The sequence below is a fragment of the Streptomyces sp. WAC00040 genome (assembly GCF_056835925.1).
Window position 1 is genome coordinate 4,075,915 of sequence record NZ_JAKQZE010000001.1, and the last position, 23,638, is coordinate 4,099,552.

22 protein-coding genes are annotated in these 23,638 nt (G+C 69.0%); 8 read left to right on the top strand and 14 right to left on the bottom strand.

Going from position 1 to position 23,638, the window contains the following annotated elements; genetic code table 11:
* Positions 1 to 64: 64 nt before the first annotated feature.
* The 3 genes from MDN94_RS18750 to MDN94_RS18760 form a co-directional block, all read right to left on the bottom strand.
* The gene (locus MDN94_RS18750) at positions 65 to 730 is read right to left on the bottom strand and encodes a hypothetical protein (protein WP_482726886.1); all 666 of its coding nucleotides are present in this window, start codon (positions 728 to 730) and stop codon (positions 65 to 67) included.
* Between the two features lie 91 nt (positions 731 to 821).
* Entirely contained in the window at positions 822 to 1,547 is a 726-nt protein-coding gene (locus tag MDN94_RS18755; protein ID WP_482726887.1) for a hypothetical protein, read from the bottom strand.
* A gap of 158 nt (positions 1,548 to 1,705) precedes the next feature.
* Entirely contained in the window at positions 1,706 to 1,963 is a 258-nt protein-coding gene (locus MDN94_RS18760; RefSeq protein WP_482727125.1) for a hypothetical protein, read from the bottom strand.
* Positions 1,964 to 2,039: 76 nt separating this feature from the next.
* On the opposite strand from MDN94_RS18760, the gene MDN94_RS18765 reads away from it, so the two are divergent.
* From MDN94_RS18765 to MDN94_RS18775, 3 genes are all read left to right on the top strand, one after another.
* Positions 2,040 to 2,507 (top strand): hypothetical protein, encoded by a 468-nt coding sequence (locus tag MDN94_RS18765; protein ID WP_482726888.1) that lies wholly within the window; start codon positions 2,040 to 2,042, stop codon positions 2,505 to 2,507.
* A gap of 91 nt (positions 2,508 to 2,598) precedes the next feature.
* Positions 2,599 to 4,008 carry an IS701 family transposase gene (locus MDN94_RS18770; RefSeq protein WP_482726889.1) on the top strand — a complete coding sequence of 470 codons (1,410 nt, stop codon included), beginning with the start codon at positions 2,599 to 2,601 and terminating at the stop codon, positions 4,006 to 4,008.
* Between the two features lie 276 nt (positions 4,009 to 4,284).
* On the top strand, positions 4,285 to 4,509 hold the full coding sequence (locus tag MDN94_RS18775; RefSeq protein ID WP_482726890.1) for a hypothetical protein: 225 nt from the start codon (positions 4,285 to 4,287) through the stop codon (positions 4,507 to 4,509).
* A gap of 82 nt (positions 4,510 to 4,591) precedes the next feature.
* Here the strand turns inward: MDN94_RS18775 and MDN94_RS18780 are convergent, their stop codons facing one another.
* The 10 genes from MDN94_RS18780 to MDN94_RS18825 form a co-directional block, all read right to left on the bottom strand.
* The gene (locus MDN94_RS18780) at positions 4,592 to 5,353 is read right to left on the bottom strand and encodes a hypothetical protein (protein ID WP_156207563.1); all 762 of its coding nucleotides are present in this window, start codon (positions 5,351 to 5,353) and stop codon (positions 4,592 to 4,594) included.
* A 193-nt stretch (positions 5,354 to 5,546) separates the two neighbouring features.
* A complete protein-coding gene (locus MDN94_RS18785; protein WP_482726891.1) occupies positions 5,547 to 6,014 on the bottom strand; it encodes a hypothetical protein in 468 nt (155 codons plus the stop codon).
* A gap of 130 nt (positions 6,015 to 6,144) precedes the next feature.
* Entirely contained in the window at positions 6,145 to 6,840 is a 696-nt protein-coding gene (locus tag MDN94_RS18790) for a hypothetical protein (RefSeq protein ID WP_482726892.1), read from the bottom strand.
* A gap of 32 nt (positions 6,841 to 6,872) precedes the next feature.
* A complete protein-coding gene (locus MDN94_RS18795; protein ID WP_482726893.1) occupies positions 6,873 to 8,378 on the bottom strand; it encodes an ATP-binding protein in 1,506 nt (501 codons plus the stop codon).
* A 26-nt stretch (positions 8,379 to 8,404) separates the two neighbouring features.
* Complete coding sequence (locus MDN94_RS18800) at positions 8,405 to 8,854, bottom strand: DUF6238 family protein (RefSeq protein WP_482726894.1); 450 nt, start codon at positions 8,852 to 8,854, stop codon at positions 8,405 to 8,407.
* 25 nt (positions 8,855 to 8,879) lie between these two features.
* Positions 8,880 to 10,346: an SCO6880 family protein gene (locus tag MDN94_RS18805; RefSeq protein ID WP_482726895.1), complete on the bottom strand. Its 1,467-nt coding sequence runs from the start codon at positions 10,344 to 10,346 to the stop codon at positions 8,880 to 8,882.
* 132 nt (positions 10,347 to 10,478) lie between these two features.
* The gene (locus tag MDN94_RS18810; protein WP_482726896.1) at positions 10,479 to 11,888 is read right to left on the bottom strand and encodes an SCO6881 family protein; all 1,410 of its coding nucleotides are present in this window, start codon (positions 11,886 to 11,888) and stop codon (positions 10,479 to 10,481) included.
* 28 nt (positions 11,889 to 11,916) lie between these two features.
* Positions 11,917 to 12,597, bottom strand: a complete 681-nt coding sequence (locus tag MDN94_RS18815) for a hypothetical protein (RefSeq protein ID WP_482726897.1) — start codon at positions 12,595 to 12,597, stop codon at positions 11,917 to 11,919.
* Positions 12,597 to 12,905, bottom strand: a complete 309-nt coding sequence (locus tag MDN94_RS18820) for a DUF6112 family protein (RefSeq protein WP_011029048.1) — start codon at positions 12,903 to 12,905, stop codon at positions 12,597 to 12,599. The genes MDN94_RS18815 and MDN94_RS18820 overlap by 1 nt, the downstream gene beginning before the upstream one ends.
* A 90-nt stretch (positions 12,906 to 12,995) precedes the next feature.
* The gene (locus tag MDN94_RS18825; protein WP_482726898.1) at positions 12,996 to 14,141 is read right to left on the bottom strand and encodes a C40 family peptidase; all 1,146 of its coding nucleotides are present in this window, start codon (positions 14,139 to 14,141) and stop codon (positions 12,996 to 12,998) included.
* Between the two features lie 580 nt (positions 14,142 to 14,721).
* On the opposite strand from MDN94_RS18825, the gene MDN94_RS18830 reads away from it, so the two are divergent.
* On the top strand, positions 14,722 to 15,468 hold the full coding sequence (locus MDN94_RS18830; RefSeq protein ID WP_047471334.1) for a DNA-methyltransferase: 747 nt from the start codon (positions 14,722 to 14,724) through the stop codon (positions 15,466 to 15,468).
* 99 nt (positions 15,469 to 15,567) lie between these two features.
* Here MDN94_RS18830 and MDN94_RS18835 read toward each other — a convergent pair whose 3' ends face one another.
* Positions 15,568 to 16,503, bottom strand: coding sequence for a DUF5655 domain-containing protein (locus MDN94_RS18835; RefSeq protein WP_482726899.1), 936 nt, complete (start codon positions 16,501 to 16,503; stop codon positions 15,568 to 15,570).
* A gap of 319 nt (positions 16,504 to 16,822) precedes the next feature.
* Between MDN94_RS18835 and MDN94_RS18840 the strand changes: the two genes are divergently transcribed.
* The 4 genes from MDN94_RS18840 to MDN94_RS18855 all read left to right on the top strand — a co-directional run bounded on the left by MDN94_RS18840 (position 16,823) and on the right by MDN94_RS18855 (position 23,628).
* Complete coding sequence (locus MDN94_RS18840; protein ID WP_482725288.1) at positions 16,823 to 18,061, top strand: IS256 family transposase; 1,239 nt, start codon at positions 16,823 to 16,825, stop codon at positions 18,059 to 18,061.
* 211 nt (positions 18,062 to 18,272) lie between these two features.
* On the top strand, positions 18,273 to 19,013 hold the full coding sequence (locus tag MDN94_RS18845) for a hypothetical protein (protein ID WP_482726900.1): 741 nt from the start codon (positions 18,273 to 18,275) through the stop codon (positions 19,011 to 19,013).
* Between the two features lie 65 nt (positions 19,014 to 19,078).
* The gene (locus MDN94_RS18850; protein WP_482726901.1) at positions 19,079 to 20,371 is read left to right on the top strand and encodes a restriction endonuclease-related protein; all 1,293 of its coding nucleotides are present in this window, start codon (positions 19,079 to 19,081) and stop codon (positions 20,369 to 20,371) included.
* The gene (locus tag MDN94_RS18855; protein ID WP_482726902.1) at positions 20,362 to 23,628 is read left to right on the top strand and encodes a hypothetical protein; all 3,267 of its coding nucleotides are present in this window, start codon (positions 20,362 to 20,364) and stop codon (positions 23,626 to 23,628) included. Before MDN94_RS18850 ends, MDN94_RS18855 begins: the two co-directional genes overlap by 10 nt.
* Positions 23,629 to 23,638: the final 10 nt, after the last annotated feature.

A 23,638-nucleotide genomic window follows, 5' to 3' on the forward strand; every position in this document is an offset into this window, starting at 1 on the left:
GCGGGGCGCGCTCGGCTCTCGTGCAGCTCATGGGGGTACTCCTGGACGTCTGAGGCGGAACGTTTCAGCGGGGTCGGCCGGCAGAACGAGGCGCGGGCGGAGGTGCTGCGGTGGTTGGCGGACTGCCGGTCGACGGCGATGTTCCGGCGCGCGGCGAGGAGGCGCGGGCCGCCCGCTGCCGGTCTGAATCGACGTTCCGGGCAGAGGACGGCGCAGGAGCAGCCTCGGCACCGAGGACATCGTCGAGCAACTCCCGGCTGCGCAAGACGTTGACCATCTGGTGGTGCCGGGGGTCCGTGCGCTCTGCGGGACAGGCAGCGAGACCGTCCTCGGCGACTTCCAACTGCTCACGGACGTCCTGGAGCATCCCGTACGCGGCTGCCAGTCGTGTCCACGTCTCGAAAGTCGGATTGTGATGCGGGTCGTCGAAGTCGAGACGGGCGCGAGTCCAGTCGGCGGCAGAGGTGACGAGTTCGGTCAGCTCGGGCAGAGCCCCGACCAGTGCGCCGTTGACCTCCTCGATGATGCCCGCCACCTCATCGGGCGAGGCGTCCTCGTGGAGGCGAGAGATCATTCCGCGGACCGAGTACGGATCGGCGGAAGCGCTGGGCAGGCGCCTGACCTGCAGCGGCTTGTCGGAGCCCGATGCCGCGCTGCGGTGGGCGAGCCGGATGTTGTGCTGCATGGCCGCACCGACGGCCTCGCCGATGCTGGAGTAGTACTCGGGCACGTTTACCTCTTCGGGTGAGTGGTCTTTGACGGGTGAGTCGAGCGGGGACGCGCGACGTACTGGTGGCCGACGGCGAAGAGAGCCGCCGGGGTCACCGTCGGGGGGTTGCGGCGCGCGGCGGGAGACCCGTCGTAGTGAGCGGCGCCGTCTGGGAACTGGACGCCGAGGAGACCTTGGCCTGGTTCGCCGCAGGAGAAGTGGCCAGAGCGGCACTACGGTGATCACGGACGGTCCGTGCTGCCGAGTAACTCGTCGAAGCGGCGCCGACGCGGCGTAGCTCGGCCTCGGAATCGACAAGTTCAGACTGGGCCGAGCTGACGAACTCAGAGGCGAAGCCGAACCGGTCGGCGAGCGCATACGCGTCGTCGTCCAAGTCGTTGACCTGTTCTCCCGCCGCTTCCAGCGCCTCCCGGACACGCTCCAGCGCACCATGCTCGGGGTGAAGGAGGTGGTCAACTGCCCGCTGAAGGCTGGCTCCGTCTTCGGCCGCACGGATCTGGTCCGTGATGCTGAGAAGTTCGGCTCCGGCGGCGTAGGGCCCCAGCGCATGCACCGGAGGGCTCATCCGGGCCGTGTCGAGAGACGGCGGAAGGGTGACGTCATAGCGAGCGGCTCGAAGCATCTCGGCCGCATGGCTGGCGATGGCGACCTGGTCGGCGAGCGGAGTGGTGGTGGGCAGGCGATGGCGTCGGCCGTGCCAGTCGTCGATCTGCTTGAAACCGGCGTGACGGAGGAACTGCGCGGAGAGGTCATCAGTAGCCCCCTTGGCAACGACGCTGCCGCTGAACTCGGACGTGATGGTGATCGAGGTAGGCACGGAAGTCTCCGGGGCAGAGGGAGCGAAGGACCCGTTGGAGGTGGGCCAGTGGGCAGAGCGTCCGGCAAATCCGGGGTTTGGTCCGGCCGAGAATCGCTGGTAGAGGCCGCACGGTGGCGGTCAGCCGGGTGCCCCGCCGCAGCAGGGCACCCGGTCGGTCAGAAGAAGGGATTCTCTGTCGGCCGGTCGGCCCCGGTGGCGGCTCGGAGCAGTTCGGTGAGGTCTTCGGGCTCGGACGACCTCTGGTCTATCCACCACTCGGCGCGGGTCACCGTACGGGCGCTCTCCTCGATCTCCCCCCACTCCGCTTCGCTGGTCGTGCCCTGCTCGGGATCAGCATCGAGACCGCCACAGCCTGGACGAAGGTCGGCGGCAACTGGACTCGATACGCGGCAGAACTCCCCGACCGGCCTCATCCTCGGACATGATCTTCAAGCCCTTGATCAAGAAACCCGGTGCCCCACCGGCACCAGGGGTCCTAGGGTCCAATGCATGGATGCTGAACGACTTCAGGTCTCTTCGCAGAGATGGATGGCAGCGGCTCTTGCTGCGTTCTCCCACGGCTCGGAGTCGTACGACTTCGCGGTCCACCATGCCGGGATCGCCGCCGAGCACCTACTGAAGGCATTCCTCGTCTCTTTGCACCCAAGTCTGGTGGTCGAGGGGAAGGACTTCGACTCCCTTCTGCACGCCGCTGGGCAGGGTGGACATGCTTCTGCACCAATCACCAAGGTCAAGACAATTGGGCTGGTCGAGGCACACTCCCGCACCTACCGGATCCTCCGGAACAAGATCCCCATTAGCCAGCAGGACCTGCTTCCCCTAGCCAACGCACGAAATGGAGTCGCGCACAGCGGCCTCCATGAGGTCACGGACGTCCGCACCGTGTTCACCACCTGCCTGCGCTTGCTAGACCCGCTCCTGGTTGAGCTGAACATCTCTCCCGCCGCCTACCGGTAGTTCGTTAAACCCGGCGGTAGCGGGGGTTGACGGTAGGGCGGGTTGGTCGTAGGGCGGTGGTAGGAGTCAACTGCATTGCTGGGGAGTAGAGATGACCGGCCGCCGTCCGTGTCCGCCCGCGCCGGGACCGTTGGAAGAGTACGCGGCCCGGTTCGATGACCTCTTCGTCAGTCTCGCCCAGCGCCGGGGGTTTCGCGAGTACCTGACCGGGCTGCTGGCGCCGCGGGAGCGGAACAAGACGGTCACCTGCCTGGCAGGGGCGGAGCCGGTAACCGCCGCAGGGACAGCGGCGGTGCAACGGCTGCAGTACTTCCTGTCCGAGTCCACCTGGGACGCCGAGCAGGTCAACGACCGCCGACTTGAGCTGCTACGCGAGCAGACGGCTACCGCTCCGCACGACGGCGGAGTCATCGTGATCGACGACTCCGGGGACCGCAAGGACGGCAAGGCCACCGCGCATGTGGGCCGGCAGTGGCTGGGTCGGCTGGGCAAGACGGACAACGGCATCGTCACGGTGACCACCGTGTGGACCGACGGCCGTGTGTACTACCCGCTGCACGCACAGCCCTACACGCCCGCCCATCACTTCGCCCGCCGCCGGTCCGATCCAGCCTTTCGTACCAAGCCTCAGCTGGCCGCTGCCCTCGCGGCCCGGGGAAAGGAGATGGGCTTCGGCTGCCGGGCCGTGGTCGCCGACTGCGCCTACTCCGTCAGCGACGACTGGTACCTCGCGCTGCGTGACGCCGAGCTGGCCTACGTGGTGGCCCTCAAACCCCGCAACGGCACCTGGGCCCCGGCCGACCAGCCGCACACCCCCATCGACGCCGCCCGCGCCCTGACCTGGAGGGATGCCGACCATCCCGGCGCCTGGGCGCCCGTGCAGCGCCACTTCCGCGACGGGCACACCGAGACCTGGTGGGCCGCCGACGCCCGCCTCGGCGGCTACGGCCCCCACTCTCCCTGCCGCCTGATCGTGGCCACCACCGACCCGGCCACCCTGCCGCCGAAGGCCACCTGGTACCTGGCCACCAACCTGCCCCACCCCGACGCACCCCACGCCGCCACCAGCCCCCACCCGCCGGCCGACCTCGCCGAAATCGTCCGTCTCTACGGCCTGCGGCCGTGGATCGAGCAGAGCTACAAGCAGATCAAGGACGAACTCGGCTGGGCCGACTTCCAAGTCCGCTCCGACCGTGCCATCCGCCGCCACCAGACACTGGTCAACTGCGCCTTCTCCTTCTGCTGGGACCAGTGGTTCGCCCCACCAGGACCCGTGGATGCCTCCCCGCCGGACCCGTGCCCCAACGACCGGCCAGAGAGGGGGCCCAGCCTCGCCCCACCAGCCCCAACCGCCCTGTTGGCCCAGGGCATTACGCTCCATCCGCTCCTGGCTCACCCCGGCCACCAGCCTGAACCGCTGGTGGCGAGCCTGGACGGACAAGGACCCGCCCTCCGAACTCCAGGCTCTGATCGACGCGGTCACCACCGGACACGGCATTGATCTCTACCGCCGGGTTTAACGAACTACCGCTACTGGGGCCCCTACCAGGATCTTCATGACGAACTGATCCGAGAGCGGATCCAGGACACGACCCTTCAGCTGCAGCAGAAGCTTGCTCAAGCACGAACCACGTTCGAGCACCGCTTCGGACACCTCGGCCCTCAGGAGCGCATCGCGGTCCTGGCCGCCGCAACCCGCCGTCCCGCTCGCGCAAGGGACTGCGTCGAGAAACCCTGCCCCGCTTGTCATTCGAGGGCGTGGTTGCACGGCACCACCATGCTCAACGAGGAGACGAAGCTAGCCCGATTCACCCCTGGCACCTTCTGGTGCCTTGCCTGTGACCTACAGGTCCAAGGCGAAGAGCTCCAGGAACTGGGAGACCTTGGGAAGGAGACGCTGGTGGAGACGAACCGCCGAGTCTTCCTCGACTTCGAACCTGAGACCCAGAAGATCCCTGAGGAGGACTGGGAGCCCGACGAGGACTTCCTCAGAGGTCGCTAGCTCCTCGGCAGAGGCATTCATCAAGTTGCTTTAGCCGCAGTTACCAATAACGGCCATGGAAGGGCCTCCTTGAGGAGTTGGATCAGCGGTCGCGGGAGTACGCGATGCGAGGGTCAACCGGCCGGACCGCCGGTGTGGTGACGGCGGCGGGGACCGGCGCCCTGCCCGGGATACCGGCACGGGCCGGGCTGGCGGCGAGCGCGGCGGCGCTCAACGGAGACGCGCGAGCGGGACCACGGCCGCGCTCACGGCCGACGGCCGGCGTGGCAGCAGGGCGGGGCCGAGCCGTCACCTCTTGAGCGAGGCGGGGCTGCACTGCGACCTGGAGCCCCGAACGGTGCAGGGCCACCGTGGCGTCGGCGACTTTCCCCAGCGCCTCGACGCGATCGGTGGTCGCGGGGAGCGTGTAGATGTCCAGGCTCGAGTTGTGCCGCCAGCCGTCCTCCACCAGCGCGAGCCCGCTGAGGCCGGAGACACGGTCGTCGAGGGCTGCGACGATGCCGAGCTGCGGGTGATCGGCGAAGGCGACGTCTGGTTCACCGAGCGGACCGCGGTCGCGTACCTGTGCCGTGTCGGGCGCCAGTGCAGGGTCAAGTGCGACGTCCACATCGACCTGGTAGCCGGCCTTGCGCAGCAGCTCGATGGCCCGGCTCGTACGGCCGTGTCCGTCACGGTTTTGGTCGGCCAGCGCGTACAACGTCGGCTGGTCGGGGACGGGATGGAAGTCGAATCCCTTGAGCATCCAGGTGCTGGCCGCGAGGTTCTTCGGGTTCGCGGCGACGATGCCGTGGACGGGGTGGTGGCCGAAGGCCAGGTCGGGCAGCACGTCGTAGTGGCTGGGCATGGCAGATCCATCCGAGGCGGGTGCGGTTACAGGTGCGGGCGCCGGGCGGATCAGTTCTGAGGGTGCGGTGCACGGAGGACTCCTGGATCGCGGTCGGTCAGAGCCGGGGAGCGGATGAGGAACTAGCCGACGGCGGCGCGGCTCGCGCGGAACACTCCGGCGGCGGACCGGTCGGCAGCACGCGCTGGCCGACTTACGGCGAAGAGGCGAGAGCGACACTCGCCCGGGATGGAGCGGAGTCGGGCGGGAGCACGGTGGCGGCGCGCGCCTTGCCGGAACGTTCCTGCTCTTGGCGTGGCGGTACGCCAAGCTGGTCCAGGCGGGCGTCGACAGCGGAGAGGAGAACCGGCACGCTGCCGCCGTGGCGCGCATGCGGACCGTCCGGCTCGGAGTCGTAGATCACCTCGTAGACGGCAGGCTCGACGGACCGGTGGCGGGTGACCATCCAGCTTTCCGGGGACTCGGGGTGCTCGGAGGGAGGCTCCTGCGGGGGCGAGATGATCAGCGAACTGCCGTCGGGAAGCTCGGCGTGGACGATGTAGTCGCTGAGGCCGTACTCGACGGTGCACTCCAGGCCGCGCTGCCCGAGCGCGGAACAGAGGGCGGCCTGAAGGCGACGCGGATCGGACGCGGCGGTCGGGGGCGGGGTTGCGTGGTGCATGGAGTTCTCCGTTGCGAACGCCCCGCCGCACGGCGGGAGCCGCCGGGGGCGTGGAGCTTGAAGGAGTGCGGGGTCCATTGAGGATCCGGTGATCGGGCAGTTTGGCGCTGCCGTGACTGCGTGCTAGGGATCACCGCGAGCGACCGGGAGCCGGCGGATGCGATGCCGGCGGGGCCTGGGGCGAAGCAGGTGATACGGCAGGGGTGTTGTGCGTCGAGAGGGTCAGGGCGACGCGAGCCCGCTCGGTCTGCGCCGGCCGTTCGGTGTCCGCCCGGTGAGCTAGGTATTCGCCGGCGCGCACCAACGCCGGTCCCTTGGAGCCCAGTTCGTGTGAGTAGTGCCAGCCCTCGGTGTTGCGGTGCTCCTCGGCACGCTCCTTGTAGAGGTGGAGCACGCTCGGCTGCGAACCGTCCATAAGCGCCATGACGCCGTCCCATTCGTGCCGCAGCTCCTCCGCCCGGAACAGGATGGTGTCGATCCCGCGTATCCGACGGAGGTCGTCACTGATCGGCCCCTCGACGTAGTCGGGGCCGTCGGCGGCGGCGCGGACCCCGGCCAGCACCTCGGGTCCGTGGTCGAGGAACACCTCGGCGTGCTTCCACGCTTCGGCGTCCCGCTTGACCTTCCCGTCCCCGTAGACCTTGTCGTCCAGCGGCCAGCCGTCCGCGTCGCAGAGTGAGTCCGAAACCGCGTCCCAGGCGTCGCGCGCCTCGTTGATCCCGGCGGCGGCCGAGGCCAGTGCCGGGAGGTGCCGTCGCCACGCCAAAGGGTCGGTGGCCTGCGACGGCTGGTTGTCACCGGAGGAAGGAGTGGAGGAAGCAGACATGATCGATTCCTGTTGCTGTGCTGGTCGTTGGGCTAGGCGGCCATGCGGGCGTCGGTGTCGAACAGCTCCCGCTCAGCCGGGTGGAGGATGTGCTGGGTGATGAAGGAGCGGCCGGCGACCTTCCACAGACCTCGGCCCTTGGTCAGGGCGGACACCGCCTGGGTCTCGACGCCGGTCAGGCCGAGCAGAGATGCAGCGGCGGCGAGCTGGTCAGGCTCCTGGCGGTAGATGATGCGCGTGCTGCAGTCCGCGAGGAGCCCCTCGGCAAGGACCCGGCCGCGCGACCCGGCGTCGCCCGCCGAGAGCAAATCGCTGAGGCGGTGGATCACCATCAGGTTCGCGATGCCCAGCCCTCGGGAGAGCTTCCACTGGCTCTGCATCCGCTCCAGCAGCCCGACGTGCCGCATCAGCCGCCACGCCTCGTCGTAGATCACCCAGCGCCGACCACCATCGGGATCACTGAGGGCTGACTCCATCCACGCGCTCGCGCACGTCATCGCGAGCACCAGTGCCGTGTCGTCACCGGAGCCGCCGAGACGGGAGAGTTCGATGGACAGCATCGGTGTGGTCGGGTCGAACGACACGGTGCTCGGCGCGTCGAACATGCCGCTCAAGTCGCCGTGCACGAGACGTCGCAAGGCATGGGCGAGGTCCTGGGCGGCTGAACCGAGGTGCCCCGCCTGGTGACCGAGGGCCTGGTCGAGGCGTTCGGGGGAGCCGAGTACGTGGGCGATCTCGCCGAGCAGCGGCACCGTGCCCCGGGCGGCGGCGTCAGCGACGACCAGATCCAGGGCCAGGTCGAGGGCGGTGTGCTCCATCGGCAGCAGGTCGCGCTTCAGCACGGTGCGGGCGAGGCTGGCCAGCAGCAGCAGACGGCGCTTGCGAACCTCCGTGAACCAGTCCTCCTCGCTCACGGAGGCGGGGCGGGCCGGGGCGTCCAGCGGGTTCAACCGTCCAGGGAGCCCCGGGCCCAGGGCGATGCTGTAGCCGCCGAGGGCTTGCGAGACACCGGTCCACTCCCCCTTGGGATCGCAGGGGATGTAGATCCGGTAGCCGTGGGCGATCGACCGGGTGGCGATCGATTTCGCCAGCGCGGACTTGCCCATGCCGATGATGCCGGCCAGGACCGCGTTGGGGTTGGTGAAGCCCTCCACCCTGCCGCTGTTGTAGAGCGAGAAAGGGTCGAAGCAGAAAGCCGCTTCCGCATGCACATCGCGGCCGATGAACACCCCTTCGGCGCCCAGGCCGCCCTCGGCCACGAACGGGTATGCGCCGCTGGCTGTGGCGGTGGTCATCCGGTGGGCGGGCAGGGCGAGCTTGCCGCCGCGGGCGGAGGCCGGACCGGGGCGACCGGCGAGCGGGTAGGTGGGCCGCAGATCCGGGTCGAGGGTCTGCTCGGCGCGGTGCTTGGGCGGGTTTCCGGCGAGGCGTGCCTGGCGGCGGGCTTCGGTGAAACCGGCTCGGGCGGCCCGCTGTTCGGCGCGTGTCGTCTTACGGGGCACGAACAGAGGGGAGGCGCTGGCGCGGGTACGGGGCATGAGCGTTTCTCCAGATGAGGGGTGGGTCAGCGGCGGAGGCCGGTGAACGGGGCGTGCAGGTCGGCCGGGGTGGTGCGCCGCCGGACGAGATGAGCGGTGCGCTGATGGCGCTGGCAGATGGTCAGTCCCGGTGCTCCCTCCGGAAGGCCGGCCTGGCACGCCTCCGGTGCGGGCATCTCGCCGGAGTCCGGCCGGGGCGCCGCGTGGTAGGCGGCGTGGAGGTGCTCGGCGGCCTGCCAGATGCGGGTGCGGGCGGTACGGAGCTGGTCGCCCTCGACCGCGACAAGCTGCCCGGTGCGACCGGTGTGGGCGTCGAGCAGCCCGTACAGCGCGACGAGGTGGGCGTGCAGGGCGTCCAGCTCGGCCCGGCTGGTGACCAGCGGGCCGCCCGGGATGTTGAGCGCCCGGTGGAAGTCGAGCGCGGCGGTGGCGAAGGGCACGAAGTCCTGCGCGGTCGGGCTGGCGGTGCGGGACATGAGGGTGCTCTTTCGAAGGGAAGGGTCAGGCAGCGAGCGCGAGCGGCAGGGCGGCGGCGGTGAACGCCTCGGCCTGCTGCCAGGTCAGCGGCCGGAGATCGAGCTGGGCGCCGACAGCGGCGGTCTCCACGACGGCGCAGGCGGTGCGCAGCTCGTCCTCGGTGTCGGCCGAGACGGTCAGCAGACCGGTCAGGGCGACATCCGCGTGCCCGGCGATGAGCTGGCGTTCGCGGGACTTGATGTCCTGGTACTCGATCGAGTCCGCCTCGGAGTCGACCTGGCCGCGCCGGGCCCGTTCGGCGGCGTCGGCGATCACGCTGGACTTCTTGCGCTGCACGTCGCGCAGGGCGGCGTCGAGGTTCTTCGGCTCGTAGGAGAGCGACAGCGTGCGCCGGACGCCGCCGGTGAACAGGAGCTGGTGCAGGAAGCCGGCGCTGGTCTCGGTGCGCGGCCAGTTCTCCACCCAGTAGGTGGCGTGCACGGCGGAGTCGGTGGCGATGTGGTCCGCCTTCTCGACGACCACGACGGGGCCGGCGGCGGCGGGCTCGGCCTCGGGGCGACCGGCCGTGGACCAGCGGTCGAGTGTCGCCAGCGCCTTCGGGTCGTAGGAGGTGCGCACCACGGCGGCGATCTCGCGGGCGGTGAGCCAGCCCGTCGGGGTGAGACCGGCGGTCCGCGCCGCCTGGTCGAACGTGGAGGTGAGCTGGGCGAGGACGCTGAAGGCGCCGGTGAGACCGCCGCCAGCCTGGTTGATCAGCCGACGGGCCGCCTTGGTGTCCAGGGACACCGCGACGTACGCCTCGTGCGGGGCGGCTGCGGGACCGGCGCTCTGGATCAGCTCGTTGTAGATCGCGCCGGCCATCGGGGTGTCGGGGCGACCGTGCTCTTCCCAGTAGCGGCGCAGCGCGTCGCCGGAGTCGGGGATGGTGCGCTCGATCACCTGGATGCGGGCGATCTGCCCGGTACGGGCGAGAGCTGCCAGCGCGCGTCCCCAGCCGCCGACGTTGGCCTGCTGGGTGCCGGGGTCGAGCAGGGCGTAGGCGCGGGAGGAGACCTTGACCACCGCGGTCAGCGTCCCGGTGTGCGGGTTGTGGACGGCGCCGTACTTGCCGTCGGGAGCAGTGGTCACGCGCAGGCTGGCAGCGGTGCCGGGAAGGTGGAGCAGTCCCTCGCGGGTCGGCCGGCGGGAGGGCCGGGTGAGCCAGACGAGCTGGCCTCGCATCCGGCGCAGCGCGTACCGGACGACGATCGGGGCCCAGTCCGCCAGAGCACGGCCTCGGTGGCGGACGAAGACGAGCAGGGCGATGACCGCCCACAGCGGGATGAGCTGGAGGGCGCCGACCACACCGCGGGCGAGGATCACCGCGAGAAGGAGAAGGCCGGTGACTCCGGCGACGGCCAACTGCGGGACGGTCAGGCCGAGCAGGACGCCGCGCCTGCTGCGGTGGGGAAACTTCACGGTGGGCGTGGAGGACTGGTGCTTGCCGGACATGGTGGTTCCAGACGGTGGGAGCGGGCGGAGGACGGGGCGCGCGGCGCTCTTCTGGACGTCATGGCGAAAACCTTCCTGCTGGTGGGAGGCGGGGGCGGGCCGTGGAGTGCGGCCCACCCCCGGGGATGTGGGTCAGGAACCCGACGGCGGCTGGGTGGAATACACCCAGTTCGTCGGCGTCGCGGAGCCGGTGGCCGACGGTCCGGACGCGGGCGCCGGAGTGCCCGAGGCCGAAGGTCCGGGGTCGGCTGGCGGCATGGAGGTCATGTCGCCACCCGGAGCCGATGCGGCTGCGAGGTGACCGGAGCCGCCCGCAACGCCTTGGGCAGTCGATTCGGACCCTTCCGGTTCGTTTTCGCCAGGACGTGTGATCAGTGGCGGGATCCCGGGGCGCTGGATCAGAGCCCGGCCCTTGTCGCCGCTCGCGTCCGGGTCTTCGCCGTACCGGAAGCGGGTCTGCTGCTTGGGCGGCCCGGCGTCGATGCCCTCCTTGCTGAGGTTGCCGCCGGAGGGGTTGATGCCGGAGGCGACGCCATCGGTGCCCGCGCCCGGGACCTGGTTCGGACCCTGCGGAGCGGGGGCGCCGGTACCGGCCCGCAGCGCGAGGCTGCCTGCGGTCTTTGCGGCTCCTGTGGCGACCGCCATGCCGGCGACACCGGTGCGGTGCATGTCGTCGTGGCCGCCGCCGTCGCTGGCCCAGTGGACGAACTTGTACGTCGCGTAGGGGCAGAGCAACACCAAGACCATCACGACGATGCCGGCCATCGCGTCGGACAGGGCCGCCATTCCGTCGCTGGCGTCGGTCTTGCCCATGGCGGAGACGCCGATCAGGAAAACCACGGTCATCAACAGCTTGGAGACGATCAGGGTGCCGGTGGCCTCGATCCAGCCGCGCCGCCACCGTTTGGCGACTTCCCAGCCGCCGCCCGCCCCGGCGAACACCGCGAGCGCGACCATGATCAGGACGCCGACCTTGCGGGCCACCATCACGCCCCAGTAGAGGAAGGCACCGATCGCGCACCCGAAGGCCACCAGCGCGGGCACACCCCAGCCGAGGCCGTACATGGCCCCCATCTGATCAACCTTGATCACACGACGGATCGCGTCGTCGATCGAGGTGTTGGCGGCTTTGAAGAGGCCGTCGGACAGCGCGTCCACCACGGTGATGGCGACGGTCGTGAAAGCGATGGCGGAGAAGCTGAAGAGGACTCCGGTCATGGTGCCGAACGCCGCCTTGGCGAGGGCACGTTCGTCTCGGCGCCAGGCCGCGGTCATGAGCTGGATGCAGAAGATGCCGACGGTCAGGGCGAGGCCGATGGGCAGCAGCAGCTCGTAGTTGTCGCGGAACCACCCGGCGTTGAGGTCGATGGCCGTCGTCTTGTTGACGGCCTTGGCGGCCAGGTCGGCCGCGCTGGACGCCAGCTCGCCCGCCGACTTCGCGATCCACGCGCCGAGACCGTCGGTGACGGTGCCGGCGGGGTTGGTGGCGAAGTCGACAGCGCCGCACACCTTGTCCATCAGCGGGAAGTCGCAGACTCCCATGGGTCGTACCTCCGTTCTGGGGCGAGGGTCAGGGCGCGACGGACGGCATGACGCCGACCAGGGCGCAGGAGTGGTTGGGCCGGCACTGGACCGCGAGGGTGGTGGACCGGCTCTCCGCGCCGCCGGCAGCCGAGCCCTTCCAGCGAATCGACTGCTTGCCGGAGACCGTGACGGCGTAGACGTACGCCTGGGTGATCGCCCCGGGGTCGTCCTGGAGGGCCTGGGTGAAGGCATGCGGGAAGTGCCCCTCGTTGATCTTGGCGGTGGCGACCTGCTTGTTGGCCGCCATCTCCTTCCACAGCACGGCCGAGGGGACCACATGGTCGACGGAGGCCGGATCGGCGTACTTCGACTCCGTGGTCAGCCAGCCGCGCAGCGCCTTGCGCAGCTCGGGCTGCGAGTACGCGCGGGTGTCGTACGACCACAAAGCTGCTGCGGCGGCCTTCCCGTACGTGATCGGGTCGTGGGTCTTCGGCGGAACGGGCAGAGCGCGGGGCCGGGTGTGCGGCCCGGACGGTGCCGCGGGCGTCGAGGACGCCGTGGGCGAACTCGGCGGTGGGGAAGCAGTATCGGAGGGGCTTCGGCCCTCGCGGGTGAGGTAGGCGGCCAGGCCGGCGAGGGCGACGAGCACCGCCAGGACGGCAGTGCCGAGCACCGCCCGGCGGCGCACGCGAGATGCGCCGCCGGGGTGGGTGGAGTGCTGAGCCATCAGTGGACCTGCGTCCCGAGCGTCGAGAAGAACGCCACCACGCCGTTGGCCGCACCGAGAAGAAGGGCCGCGCCCGCGCTTACCAGCACGCCCTTCTTCCCGTTCGCCTCGGCCTGGTGACCACCGGAGTGGTGACCCCAGGCCCACACGCCCGCACTGACGGCGAGGGCTCCGACCACGGCAATGAGTCCGAACAAGTTGATCGAGCCCATCACCTGCTTGAGGACGTTGAGGCCAGGGAGCCCGCCCTCGTTGGGCTTGATTCCGGGGTCGTAGGCGAGCTGTATGACCTGTTCAGCGAGATACATGGGAATTCCAGTTCGAATGGGCGCACGCCAAAGCCCGGTGGGGCGAACCAGCGGTGCGAGGGGGGAGGTGAGGAGGGGGAGGAGCGCCGGTCAGACGACTCGGCGGGCCGCGAGAATCCGCGATTTCCAGGACGCGACGGTGGTGATCCGTACGACGTCACCGGTGTGCGGGGCGTGGACGATCAGGCCCTGCCCGATCGCCATCCCGACGTGTTCCGGAACGGCGGCCGTCCCCTCGGTGAAGAGGAGGTCGCCAGGCTTGAGGGCATCGACCGAGACGGCCTTGCCGTCCTTGACCTGCGTGTACGTGGTCCGCGTCAGGGTGACCCCGGCGGCCTTGTACGCGCCCTGCATCAGGGAGGAGCAGTCGCAGCGGCCCATCGGGTTTTTGCCGTGGGAGTCGGTGCACGTGCCGCCCCACTGATACGGGGTGCCGAGCTGGCCGAGCGCCCACCGGATCGCCGTCTGTACCTTCGGCGGCGCGGAGGCGGGAATCTTGTACTCGTCCGGCAGTGCGCCCGCCGGGATGGTGCCGAAGTCCGTCCCGTCGCCGTCCGCCGAACAACCCCCCGCGGAATCGGGAGAGGGGCTGCCTGTGTCGGCAGAGCCGGACGGCGACGGGCTCGGCGATGCGCCGTCGGCCTTCTGCAGCAGGGGCTCGATGGCCTTCTGCAGGGCGGTGGCCAGCGGCTCCCATTTGGCGTACGCCTCCGGGAAGCCCGACTTCTGTACCGCCTGGGCGGCCTGAGTGACAGAGAGGGACTGCCAGCCGGAGACCTTCTTGAGCCCCTCGTAGAACTTCGTCGAGGCGTGCACCGGGTCGAGGATCTGGCTGGCCGCGCCCCAGCCCATAGACGGCCGCTGCTGGAAGAGACCCAGCGAATCGCGGTCGCCGTAGGTCAGGTTCCGCAGGCCGCTCTCCTGCAGCGCGGTCGCCAGGGCGACGACCTGCCCTCGGGCGGGGATGTTCATCGCGACGCCCGTGGCCTGGATCGTCTTGGCGTTGGGCACCTGATCGGCAGGCGCGTCCAGGCCCGGCACGGAGACCGAGCCCTTGTCGCCGCCGTCCAGGATGGCCTTCACCTGCTTGGCGACGGCGGAGGCGTCCACACCCTGTGCACCGTCGGTCGAGCACGAGGCCGAGGCAGTCCCAGCACCGATGCCAAGGATCGGCAGTGCCAGCAGGAGTGGTCCGGTGGCGCACAGACCGACGAGGGCTCCCGTCGTCTTCTTCACGGCCGCCGCCGTTCAGCACGACGGCGGTGCGGACCAGGCGACGGAGGTGGGTCGGGGCGCGGGTGTGTCAGGGCATGCTGCATCGCAGCGGCTCCTCGGTGTTCGTAGGAGGCGCGGTGCCGACTTCTCGTGCAAAGCCGTCGGCACCGCGCCGATGTGCATCCGCCTCTCGGCGTGCCCGCGTCAGAGGAGTTGGTAGCTCCCGGACGCCGGTTTCAGGTCACGCGCGGCAGCCAGCCGCGCTTGTAATCTCAGGCGGTGCACAGGGGCCTCCTCACGGCGCTCGCGGGCAGATGGGCAACATGCGTCCGACGCTGCTCGATTGGACGAGACGGCACGGATAAGCACAGCTCAACGGGGGTGGAGCAGCGCTCCTTCCCGGTGGCACGGCGAGACAGTAGACCGGGATTCCGGCCGCGCCAAACGACTGCCATCCAGGGGCCCGAAGCAGGGAGCCACCTCGTTGGGCGCGGCCGGAATTCGCCGTTAACCTCCGCTGCAACCTCGCACCGGATGTTCGCCGTTGAGCGCTGCCCGGAGCAGGTCCAGACTCCGCCGCGCCCGAAGAGAGGCCCTCCCCATGAGCTACACGCTGCACCGAGGCGACGCCCTAACCGTCCTGAAGTCCCTCCCGGACGAGAGCGTCCAGGCGGTGATCACCGATCCGCCGTACAACTCCGGGGGCCGCACCAGCTCGGACCGAACCGGCCGTACCGCACGTGCCAAGTACGTCACGAGCAACTCGGCGCACGACCTCGCCAACTTCCCGGGCGAGAACCGCGACCAGCGCTCCTACCGCTCCTGGCTCACCGAACTTCTCACTGAGGCGTACCGGGCCTCGACCGAGCACGCGGTCGCGATGGTCTTCACCGACTGGCGCCAGGAGCCGACCACCTCCGACGCCCTGCAGATGGCGGGATGGACCTGGAGCGGCACGATTCCGTGGATCAAGCCGTCCAGCCGGCCCCGCAAGGGCGGGCCGAAGCAGGACTCGGAGTTCATCATCTGGGGCGTCAAGGGCTCCCTCGACAACACCCGCGATCTCTACCTGCCGGGGCACTACATCGCCTCCCAGCCCCGCAAGGGCCGGGTTCACATCACCCAAAAGCCGGTCGAGGTCATGCAGCAGCTCGTCCAGGTCTGCCCCGAGGGCGGCACCGTCCTCGACCCGTTCACCGGCAGCGGCTCCACCGGGGTCGCGGCCCTGCGCGAGGGACGCCGCTTCGTGGGCGTCGAGCTGTCGGCGCACTACGCGGACGTCGCCGAGGAGCGGCTGCGGGCCGAACTGACGAAGGACGACTTCGAGCTGGCCGGACCGGAGGCATGAGTGTGAGAGCGAAGAGAGGCCAGGGTCGGCGGCCCGCAGACGCCAGAGGGGCGGCTGGTGCATCGACTAACCGATGCACCAGCCGCCCCTCCTGTTACGTCAGGCCGCCTCGAACGCTCGCCGGATCAGCGGCGCCGCCTTCTCCAAGTCGGCTGCCGAGACGACGCGGACCTCCAGGTCGCCGGTCCCGAGGTGTCCGATACCGCGCATGTCCCGGGTGAAGCCCTCCTCCAACTCGACCGTGTCCGGGTCGAGTCTGAGGTACACCAGGATCGCCTCGTGCTTCGGACGGAAGATCACCGACGCCACGTTCACCAACCGCCGGTAGGCGATGTAGTGCCGCAGGGACGCCACCTCCACCTCGCCCCATGCCGTGAGCGCCTCGTCCAGCTCCGTGTACAGGTCCCGAAGACACTCGGGAACGAGGCCGACACTCGTCGGCGAAGGAGCCACCAGTGCCGCCGGCGCGCTGTCGACCGCCGCGCCCCGCTCCCGGTTCCGCCGAGACGAAGCGACGGTCGGTGAGCCGGGCGAGGAGTCGACGAGCAGCAGGCTCAGCAGGCCACCCTCGAAGACGCGGTCGCGCACAAGGTCGATCCGCTCGGGCAACCGCTGCACGGCCACGCGGTCGTGGTGGGAGAAGCCGGCCGCGATGCAGACCATCCGCGGACGAGGCCAGTCGATCGCCTCGGCGGCCTCCGCGCCCAGCACCTTCCGCACGAGCGCCTCGAACTCGTGCTGCGCCGACTCCAGCCAGGACAGGTACGAGACGGCCTGCGACATCACCCCGCTGTCCGAGCCCTTCTTGAACTCGATCACCACCGGGCTGCCGTTCTCGTCCAACCCCAGAGTGTCGATCCGCCCTCGGTGCCACGGCCCGGTCGGGTACTCGGACGCGAGGAAGCGGATGCCAAGCATGGCCTCCATGCCGGCCTCAATCCGGCGCTGCAGCTCGACCTCCAACGCCACCGTCGAACCGTGTAGCTCGACGTCCCGGCCGGCGGCGTCGAGCCGAAACAGCTTCAGGTCGCTCACCAGCGGTCTCCCTATTGCGCGCGAATCAACTACAGGAGAATCCGTCAGGGAAGCGATCTATTCCTGCAGGCACGGAACCGGTGGCTGACCCCGCCAGCGTCCCCTGGTAGGACGTCGGAGCCGATCCGTCCTTGATTCACCCGCTTGAGCAACGTCTCGCGGGACCCGATGCCCGAGGGCTGTCACGGTTGCGTCCTGGGAAGTGGTGTACGGGTTCGACCTGATCCGGGGGTTTGCTCCGGCATCGGGATGGTGCCCGCATAGATGAACGGCCACCGGCTGATCTTCGAGATGTCGAAGCTCGAAGGAGATCAGCACGATGACCGCACCCGACAGTCTGCCCCTGCACGCCCTCGCCGAGGACAACCTCGCCGCGGCGAGTCCCGATCTGCTGCGCGCGATGATCAAGACGTTCGCCGACGCGCTCATGTCCGCCGAGGCCGACGCCCTCTGCAACGCCGAATACGGGCAGGTCAGCGACGAACGCGTCAACCACCGCAACGGCTATCGCCCGCGTGAGTGGGACACCAGGGCCGGCACCGTCGAACTGGCCATCCCCAAGCTGCGGCAGGGCAGTTACTTCCCGCACTGGCTCCTGGAACGTCGTCGTCGGGCCGAGCAGGCCCTCATCTCGGTGGTCGCCACCGCCTACCTGCTCGGGGTCTCCACTCGGCGGGTCGAGAAGCTCGCCGAGTCCCTGGGCGTCACCCAGCTGTCGAAGTCCCAGGTCTCCGCGATGGCCAAGCACCTGGACGAGCAGGTCGCCGCGTTCCGCAACCGGCCGCTGGACGCCGGGCCGTATGCCTTCGTCTGGGTCGACGCACTGACCCAGAAGGTCCGGGAAGGCGGCCGCATCATCAACGTCCACGCGCTGATCGCCGTCGGCGTCAATGCGGACGGGCACCGCGAGATCCTCGGCATCGACGTCGCCACGGCGGAGGACGGTGCCGGCTGGCTCGCTTTCCTGCGCTCGCTCATCGCCCGCGGCCTGACCGGCGTCCAGCTCGTCATCTCCGACGCGCACGCCGGCCTCGTCGACGCCGTTGGCGCCGTCCTGCCCGGCTCGTCGTGGCAGCGGTGCCGGACCCACTACGCCAGAAACCTGCTGAGCCAGGTCCCCAAGTCGGCCCAGCCCTGGGTGGCGACCCTGCTGCGGACCGTCTTCGAACAGCCCGACACCGACGCCGTGAAGGCCCAGATGCGGCATGTCCTAGACGCGCTGGAGGCCAAGTTCCCCAAGGCCGCAGCCCACTTGGACACCGCCCAGCACGACCTGCTGGCCTTCACCGCCTTCCCGCGTGAGATCTGGCGGCAGATCTGGTCGAACAATCCGCAGGAGCGGCTGAACAAGGAGATCCGCCGCCGCACCGACGTGGTCGGCATCTTCCCTGACCGCACCGCCGTCCTCCGGCTCGTCGGCGCGGTCCTGGCCGAGCAGAACGACGAGTGGACCGAGGCTCGCCGCTACATGGGCCGCGAGCTGTTGGCCAAGGCCCGCCTCCACCCGATCGAGTCAGAATCCGACGACACCGTCCTGCCCACCGAACTCACCGCATAGCCTCAAAACGAGATCACCGAGTGGCCGTCGATACACCACTCCAGCGGACGTGACCGGCTGTCACTGGGCTGCCGTAGCCTGACTGGCATGCTGCTACGCCGCCCCCGCGCGGCCCGAAAGGCGGCGGGGGGGAGTTTGGCATGGCTCTGGGACACAGGAACATCGCCTGAGTGCTGCCAGCTACTGGGTGGTCGCCGGACGATGGCTCTGCATGCGATCCACCCTGCGGAAGAAGGCCGACGAGATGTGGGATGGTCTGAATAGCCGTCAGCGTAGCTACCTGCTCGCCTGCTTTCGTGAGGACCAGGAAGCGGAGCGCCGAGCCAGGGCGGCTCGGTCCACCTATCAGGACCCAGGGTCGGCCTCCGCGTGGCGCAAGCTGCCGTTTTCGATCAAAGCCGAGCTTCCATTCGCGGAGTACACCGCAATTCAGAGACGCCTCCGAGACGAGGGCTGCCTCGACGCCGGAACCGGAGCCACCTTGCACGCTCTTGCCCGCAGAGGACTTCTGAAGATCACTGAGGACCGGATCGACGTTCCGGAGGTCGGTCTCGTTACCCGCATCCTGGTGGAACTGACCCGTGCGGGCCGGGCATGTGCCCGTGCCGGACTAGGCATCGCCCCTGCGCGGCGCCGTCCCAAGTATCTGTTGTCGGAGTGGCTGTGGGGCAACCTGGTCAGGGTCGCCGCCGCCGGTTCGGACGGGCTGCCGGAGGACGTGATGGGAGGCAAGGCCAAGTACTACCTCGGTACCGACTACCGCCCCAACGGTAAACCGAGTCGGGGTTACATCGATTGTTTCGCCGTTCGTACCGAGAAGGGGCGAGGGACGTTCGTCCTGGAGTACCGGTGGCGGGTCACCGAGGCTGGAAGGCGACACATCAACGCGTACCGCGCCGCGTATCAGACTGCGTATCCAAATGTCCAGGTCAACGTCCCGGATTCGCTGTAACAACCCCGATCGCCGCTCGATTGTCAGACCCCTGGTCTATGTTGCCGAGCGTGATGTTCACTTCCATGACCGAGCCGATCAGTCATGACGTAATCCGGCAGATGGTGATGCGGGCGGCGGCCATGTCGGCCGAAGCCTTCACGAACACCGAGCAGGCTCCCGAAGGCCGCCTGCGCACTCTGATGGAGGGCCACGGGGAGGTCCTCGCCGCCCGTGGACCCGGCCAGCCGCTCCCCTTTGACACCTTCCTGCAGATGCTGACTGGCGAACTCGCCCTCCTCCTCCCTGACGGGGTGCCGCCGGAGGAGATGACCGGCATCCAACTCATCAATGGCGACGGCCTGTTCGAAGAGGACCTGTTCGATCTGGACCATGAACAGAGGGAGGTCGCGCGAGCCGTCCTCAAGGCGACCCGGGACGGGCGGTCCACCTCCCTCGCGGAACTCGAACAGGAGATGGATCAGGTCACCGTCTATGAGGGGTTACGGAAGCGAGGCACCCAAGAGGCATACGTCAAGGGACGTTCCGACCTGTCTCGTCTGCCAGCCGGGACCGAGATGGAGGTGCGGCGGCTGAACCTCCCCAGCGTCGTCGGTCAGTTCTACCGACCCATCAGCTTCGCCGCGCTCTACGAGCAGTGGTGGTTCGCCTGCCCCGTGTGCCGCTGGCCGATGAAGGTCACCCAACACCGTTCCCGCAAGACGGTCACTGGCAGGGTCCGCTGCTTCTACCGACCGCACGCGGAGCTGATGGGAGCCTCCTACACTTTCAAGATCCCCGATGCCGGGAAGCCGCCGTCGCTGATCCCGGGCGCCCCGCCCCCCGCCCCCGCTGGAGTGGCGTCCGTCCTGGCCCCCGACCTGCGAGGGCCCGTGCCGCAGCCGTTGCCGGCCGCCGGGTATCTCGCGCTGACGCGTGGACCGTGGCGTTACACCACCGTTCCTGGTCTCGTCGAGATCGCCTTGTATGACGCGCTGCGCTCACGCGGTTTCGCCGCCGCCCCGGAGCCCTACATGAGCCCTGGTGCCCTGGGCGTTGGGGCAGATTGTCCCGGCGCGGTCACCGTGTGGCCCTACCAGGATGCCTATGACCTGCACGTGGATGTGTGGCACCGCGACGACGAGACGGAGTCCTTCCTGCTCGACATCAAGGACTTCACCTCGGAGAAGCTGCTGGCGAAGAAGATCCAGGCTGACGGCGGCGACGCGGGTGGAGCGGAGTGGATTGTCGTCCCCGACCACCGTGAAGCCTCTCTTCCTCTGCTGCGCGGGGTGTGCGAGGAGTTCGGCCTGAACGTCGCCACCGCGGGTGACGTGGGCGAGAAGATCTGCAGGAGGGCGGGACTCCGATGGGCCTGACGAGCAAGCTCCGCAAGGACGACGCGGCGGTCTTCTGCGCGCTGGCCCTCGCCGCCCACTATTTCCCCGGTCCGCCCGACGAGCACGGGCAGCCCACCGCGAGGTTCAGACACGCCGCGTTCCTCCTGTCCGGCCAGTACGACAAGTGGTCGGCCTGGGCGAGCCTCCCGCACGAGGAGAAGCAACGCCTCGCGGACGTTCTCGTCAACGCTCCGGGTGAGTTCGCCAGCGCTCCGGCCTTCGCGCAGGCCGCCCGCAAACGACTGGCCACGCCTCCCGCCGGGCAGGCCCCCCAGTTCGTTCCAGTCGGTGAACCGGCCGTGACGGAAGCGGCCTCGCCCCGGGTCGGAGGCGCTCTCCTGGGCTATGTGGACCGCACCCTGGAACGGGTCCACAAGGATCACCCCCGCTCCAAGCCTGCGCCGCCCGCCGGAGCCGGGATGTGGATGACCCGCAAGCTCTACGCCGGGGGCATCGGGGAGATCCAGGGCCGCGCCGTTCTCCCCACGTTCGCGGGCAGCTCCGAAACTGACCCGTGCCAGAGCCCGCCGCAGGTGTATACCGCCGCCCACACACCGAACGTCGAGATCCCAACCAGCGGCCTTCTCGACCTCGCCCGACAGCTGGATCAGCGACTCAAGCCCGAAGGCCGGCACCTGCACCAGGTACTCAAGGCGCTCTTCGGCCAGCTCAACACCACGGACACGATCTCTCCGAAGGAGATGATCCGCCTCTGCGCCGGTGCCACCGAGGTCTTCAACGCCCCCACCGGTACCGGGAAGAGCGTCCTCGTCCGCGTCATGGCTTCGTGGCTCGCCATCAACAGGCTGACCCTCGCGATCGTCCTGCCCACCGTCGAGGCGACACTCGCGGCAGCTTGGGACATCAGCCAGGACCTCGCATACCTTGGCCACCACGAGACGTGCACGCCCCTGATGTCTCCCTACGGACTGCACGAGCGGGCCATGAAGGTCGCCTCCCGCATCGAGGGCTCGATCGCCGAGCAGCCGGCCAAGATCCGGTGGAAGATCAGCCAGCTCTCCTACGGCTGCTCGCTGAACCGCTTCACCGAGTCCACGCACCCTTACCCGGCTGGCTCGGAATCCTGCATGAGCCTCTACCCGCTGCCCCCAGCCATGGGAACCCGACGCTGCCCGTTCGTGCCGGTCTGCGGGAAGTACCAGCAGCACCACAACGCCTGCACCGCCTCCGTTGTGGTAACCAACCACCACAACTTCATGATGGGCCGGATGCCCATCGGCATCGACCTCGACGGTCGGCCCACCGACGGCCTTAGCGTGGCCGAGTTCCTGCTGCGCCGGTGCCATGCCACCCTCATCGACGAGATCGACCAGTTCCAGTCCACGGCCATCGGGAAGTGCTCCAGTGAGCTGGTCCTGGACTCCCGCCTCGACAAGAAGATCCCGCTCCAGCAGCTCCACGACGAGCTGGGCAAACAGCCGCCCGCCACGGTCAAAGAACTCGTTCCGCCGGTCACCTACGCCCGATACCTCACCGAGTTCCTGCTGGCCGCCGTCTGCGAAGGCCAACTCCACCTGCGGCACTACGAGGGCGACGGCGGCCCCGTCGGTGACCGGGCGGGTATGAACAGCACCGGATGGCACATCTCCGGGGGCCGGGACCGCCGCCTGATCCACCTGCTGTTCCCCGAATCAGGCATCACAAGCGAACAGGAGATCCCGCAAGAGCTGTTCGACAAACTCAACGCGCTCAGGCCGCCCAAACCTGGCCAGGACCCGCTCGCCGAGCCGTTCAGCACCGTGGAACTGGAAGACCACTTCCAGGAGATCCGCGGCGTCCTCGGTGACCTTCTCGGCCACCGCGGTACCGATCTGCTCACCCACGCGCAGCACCGCCTGGGCGACATCCTCAGCGGCATCGTCAAGAACGAGCACGACCGCGCCGAGGCCATCGAACTGCTCATCGTCCGAACCTGGCTGTCCGAGCTGGACGACACCCTCAACGACCTCACGGGCAAGACGGCCCAGCTTCGCTCCAGCGGTCTGGCCTCGGCCCGCTCCCTCGCCGAACGCCTCGAACGAGGCATCGGAGCCAACATCCTCCCGTTCGGCATGCTCGGCCGCGCCCTGTTCGGCTACCGCGTCACCGGCCTGGACGACCCGGCCAAGACCGGCGAGCTCACCTCCCAGAGCATCACCGGAGACCCACACACCTACACCGCCCAGCTGGGAAGCATCGTCTCCCTCGCTCTCGCGGGCGTGGAGCGGCCCGTCATGGGCCTGTCCGCGACCGCGTACTTTCCCCAAGCCGTCCGCGAGCACATCCACAGCACCGTGAAGTGGTGGATGACCGACGCCGCGCCGGACAGCATCCGCGCGAAGAAACACACCATCACCGACTCCCTCAACAACCCCATTCAGATCTCCGGTCTCCCCCAGAACCTCAAGGCCGCCGCCCTCAAAGCGCTCGGCGAGAGCCTGTACGACACCCGCCTCCACCCCGAGCTCGAACGCTTGGAGAAGGAGGACAAGGACCGCGCCCACGCCGCCGTGGTGGTCAACTCCTACCTGCACTGCCGCTACATCGCGCTGGGCATCTTCAACTCCGGCAACTACAGCGGCGGCCTGTGCGTCGCCATCCCACCAGACAAGGAACGCCGCAGCGATCTGCCGCCGCTGCCCGCCGGCATCGTCGAGCTGACACCCGAGGAGTTCGAGACCTTCCCAACCAAGGGAAAGATCCTCGTCGTCCCCATGGCACGCATCGCCCGCGGCCTGAACATCGTCATCGGCACCAAGTCGGCGATCACCCCCGTCTACCTGTGCACCCGCCCCTTGGCGCTCTTGAGCGATCCTCCGGAGATGTACGCCTCGGTCAACGCCGCTGGCCTCAACAGCCTGCCGAAGGAGCCCAGTGACGACCCTGTCGCCGCTCTCACAGCAGCACGCACTGAGGCGTGGAGACGCCTCAGCCTGATCATGCGCTCCGCGCCGGGCTTCGGGTCGACCCACAAGGTCCTTCAGGAGGAGATCGTCGCAGGCATGGTCGTGGACATGATCCAGCTCGCCGGACGAGCACGGCGCGGCGGAACGGACATGACCCTGCACCTCGTGGACTACGCATTCCACCGCGACTCGTGGCAGGCCGACCTCGCCAGCATCCTCAAGCGGATGCACGACAACTGGGACGAGGACGAACGCCGCCGCATGAGCGACATCTACCGCGAAGCCCTCGCCGCCTTCCTCGCCTACGCCGGAATCGACCCGGCCGCATGACCTCCGAAGG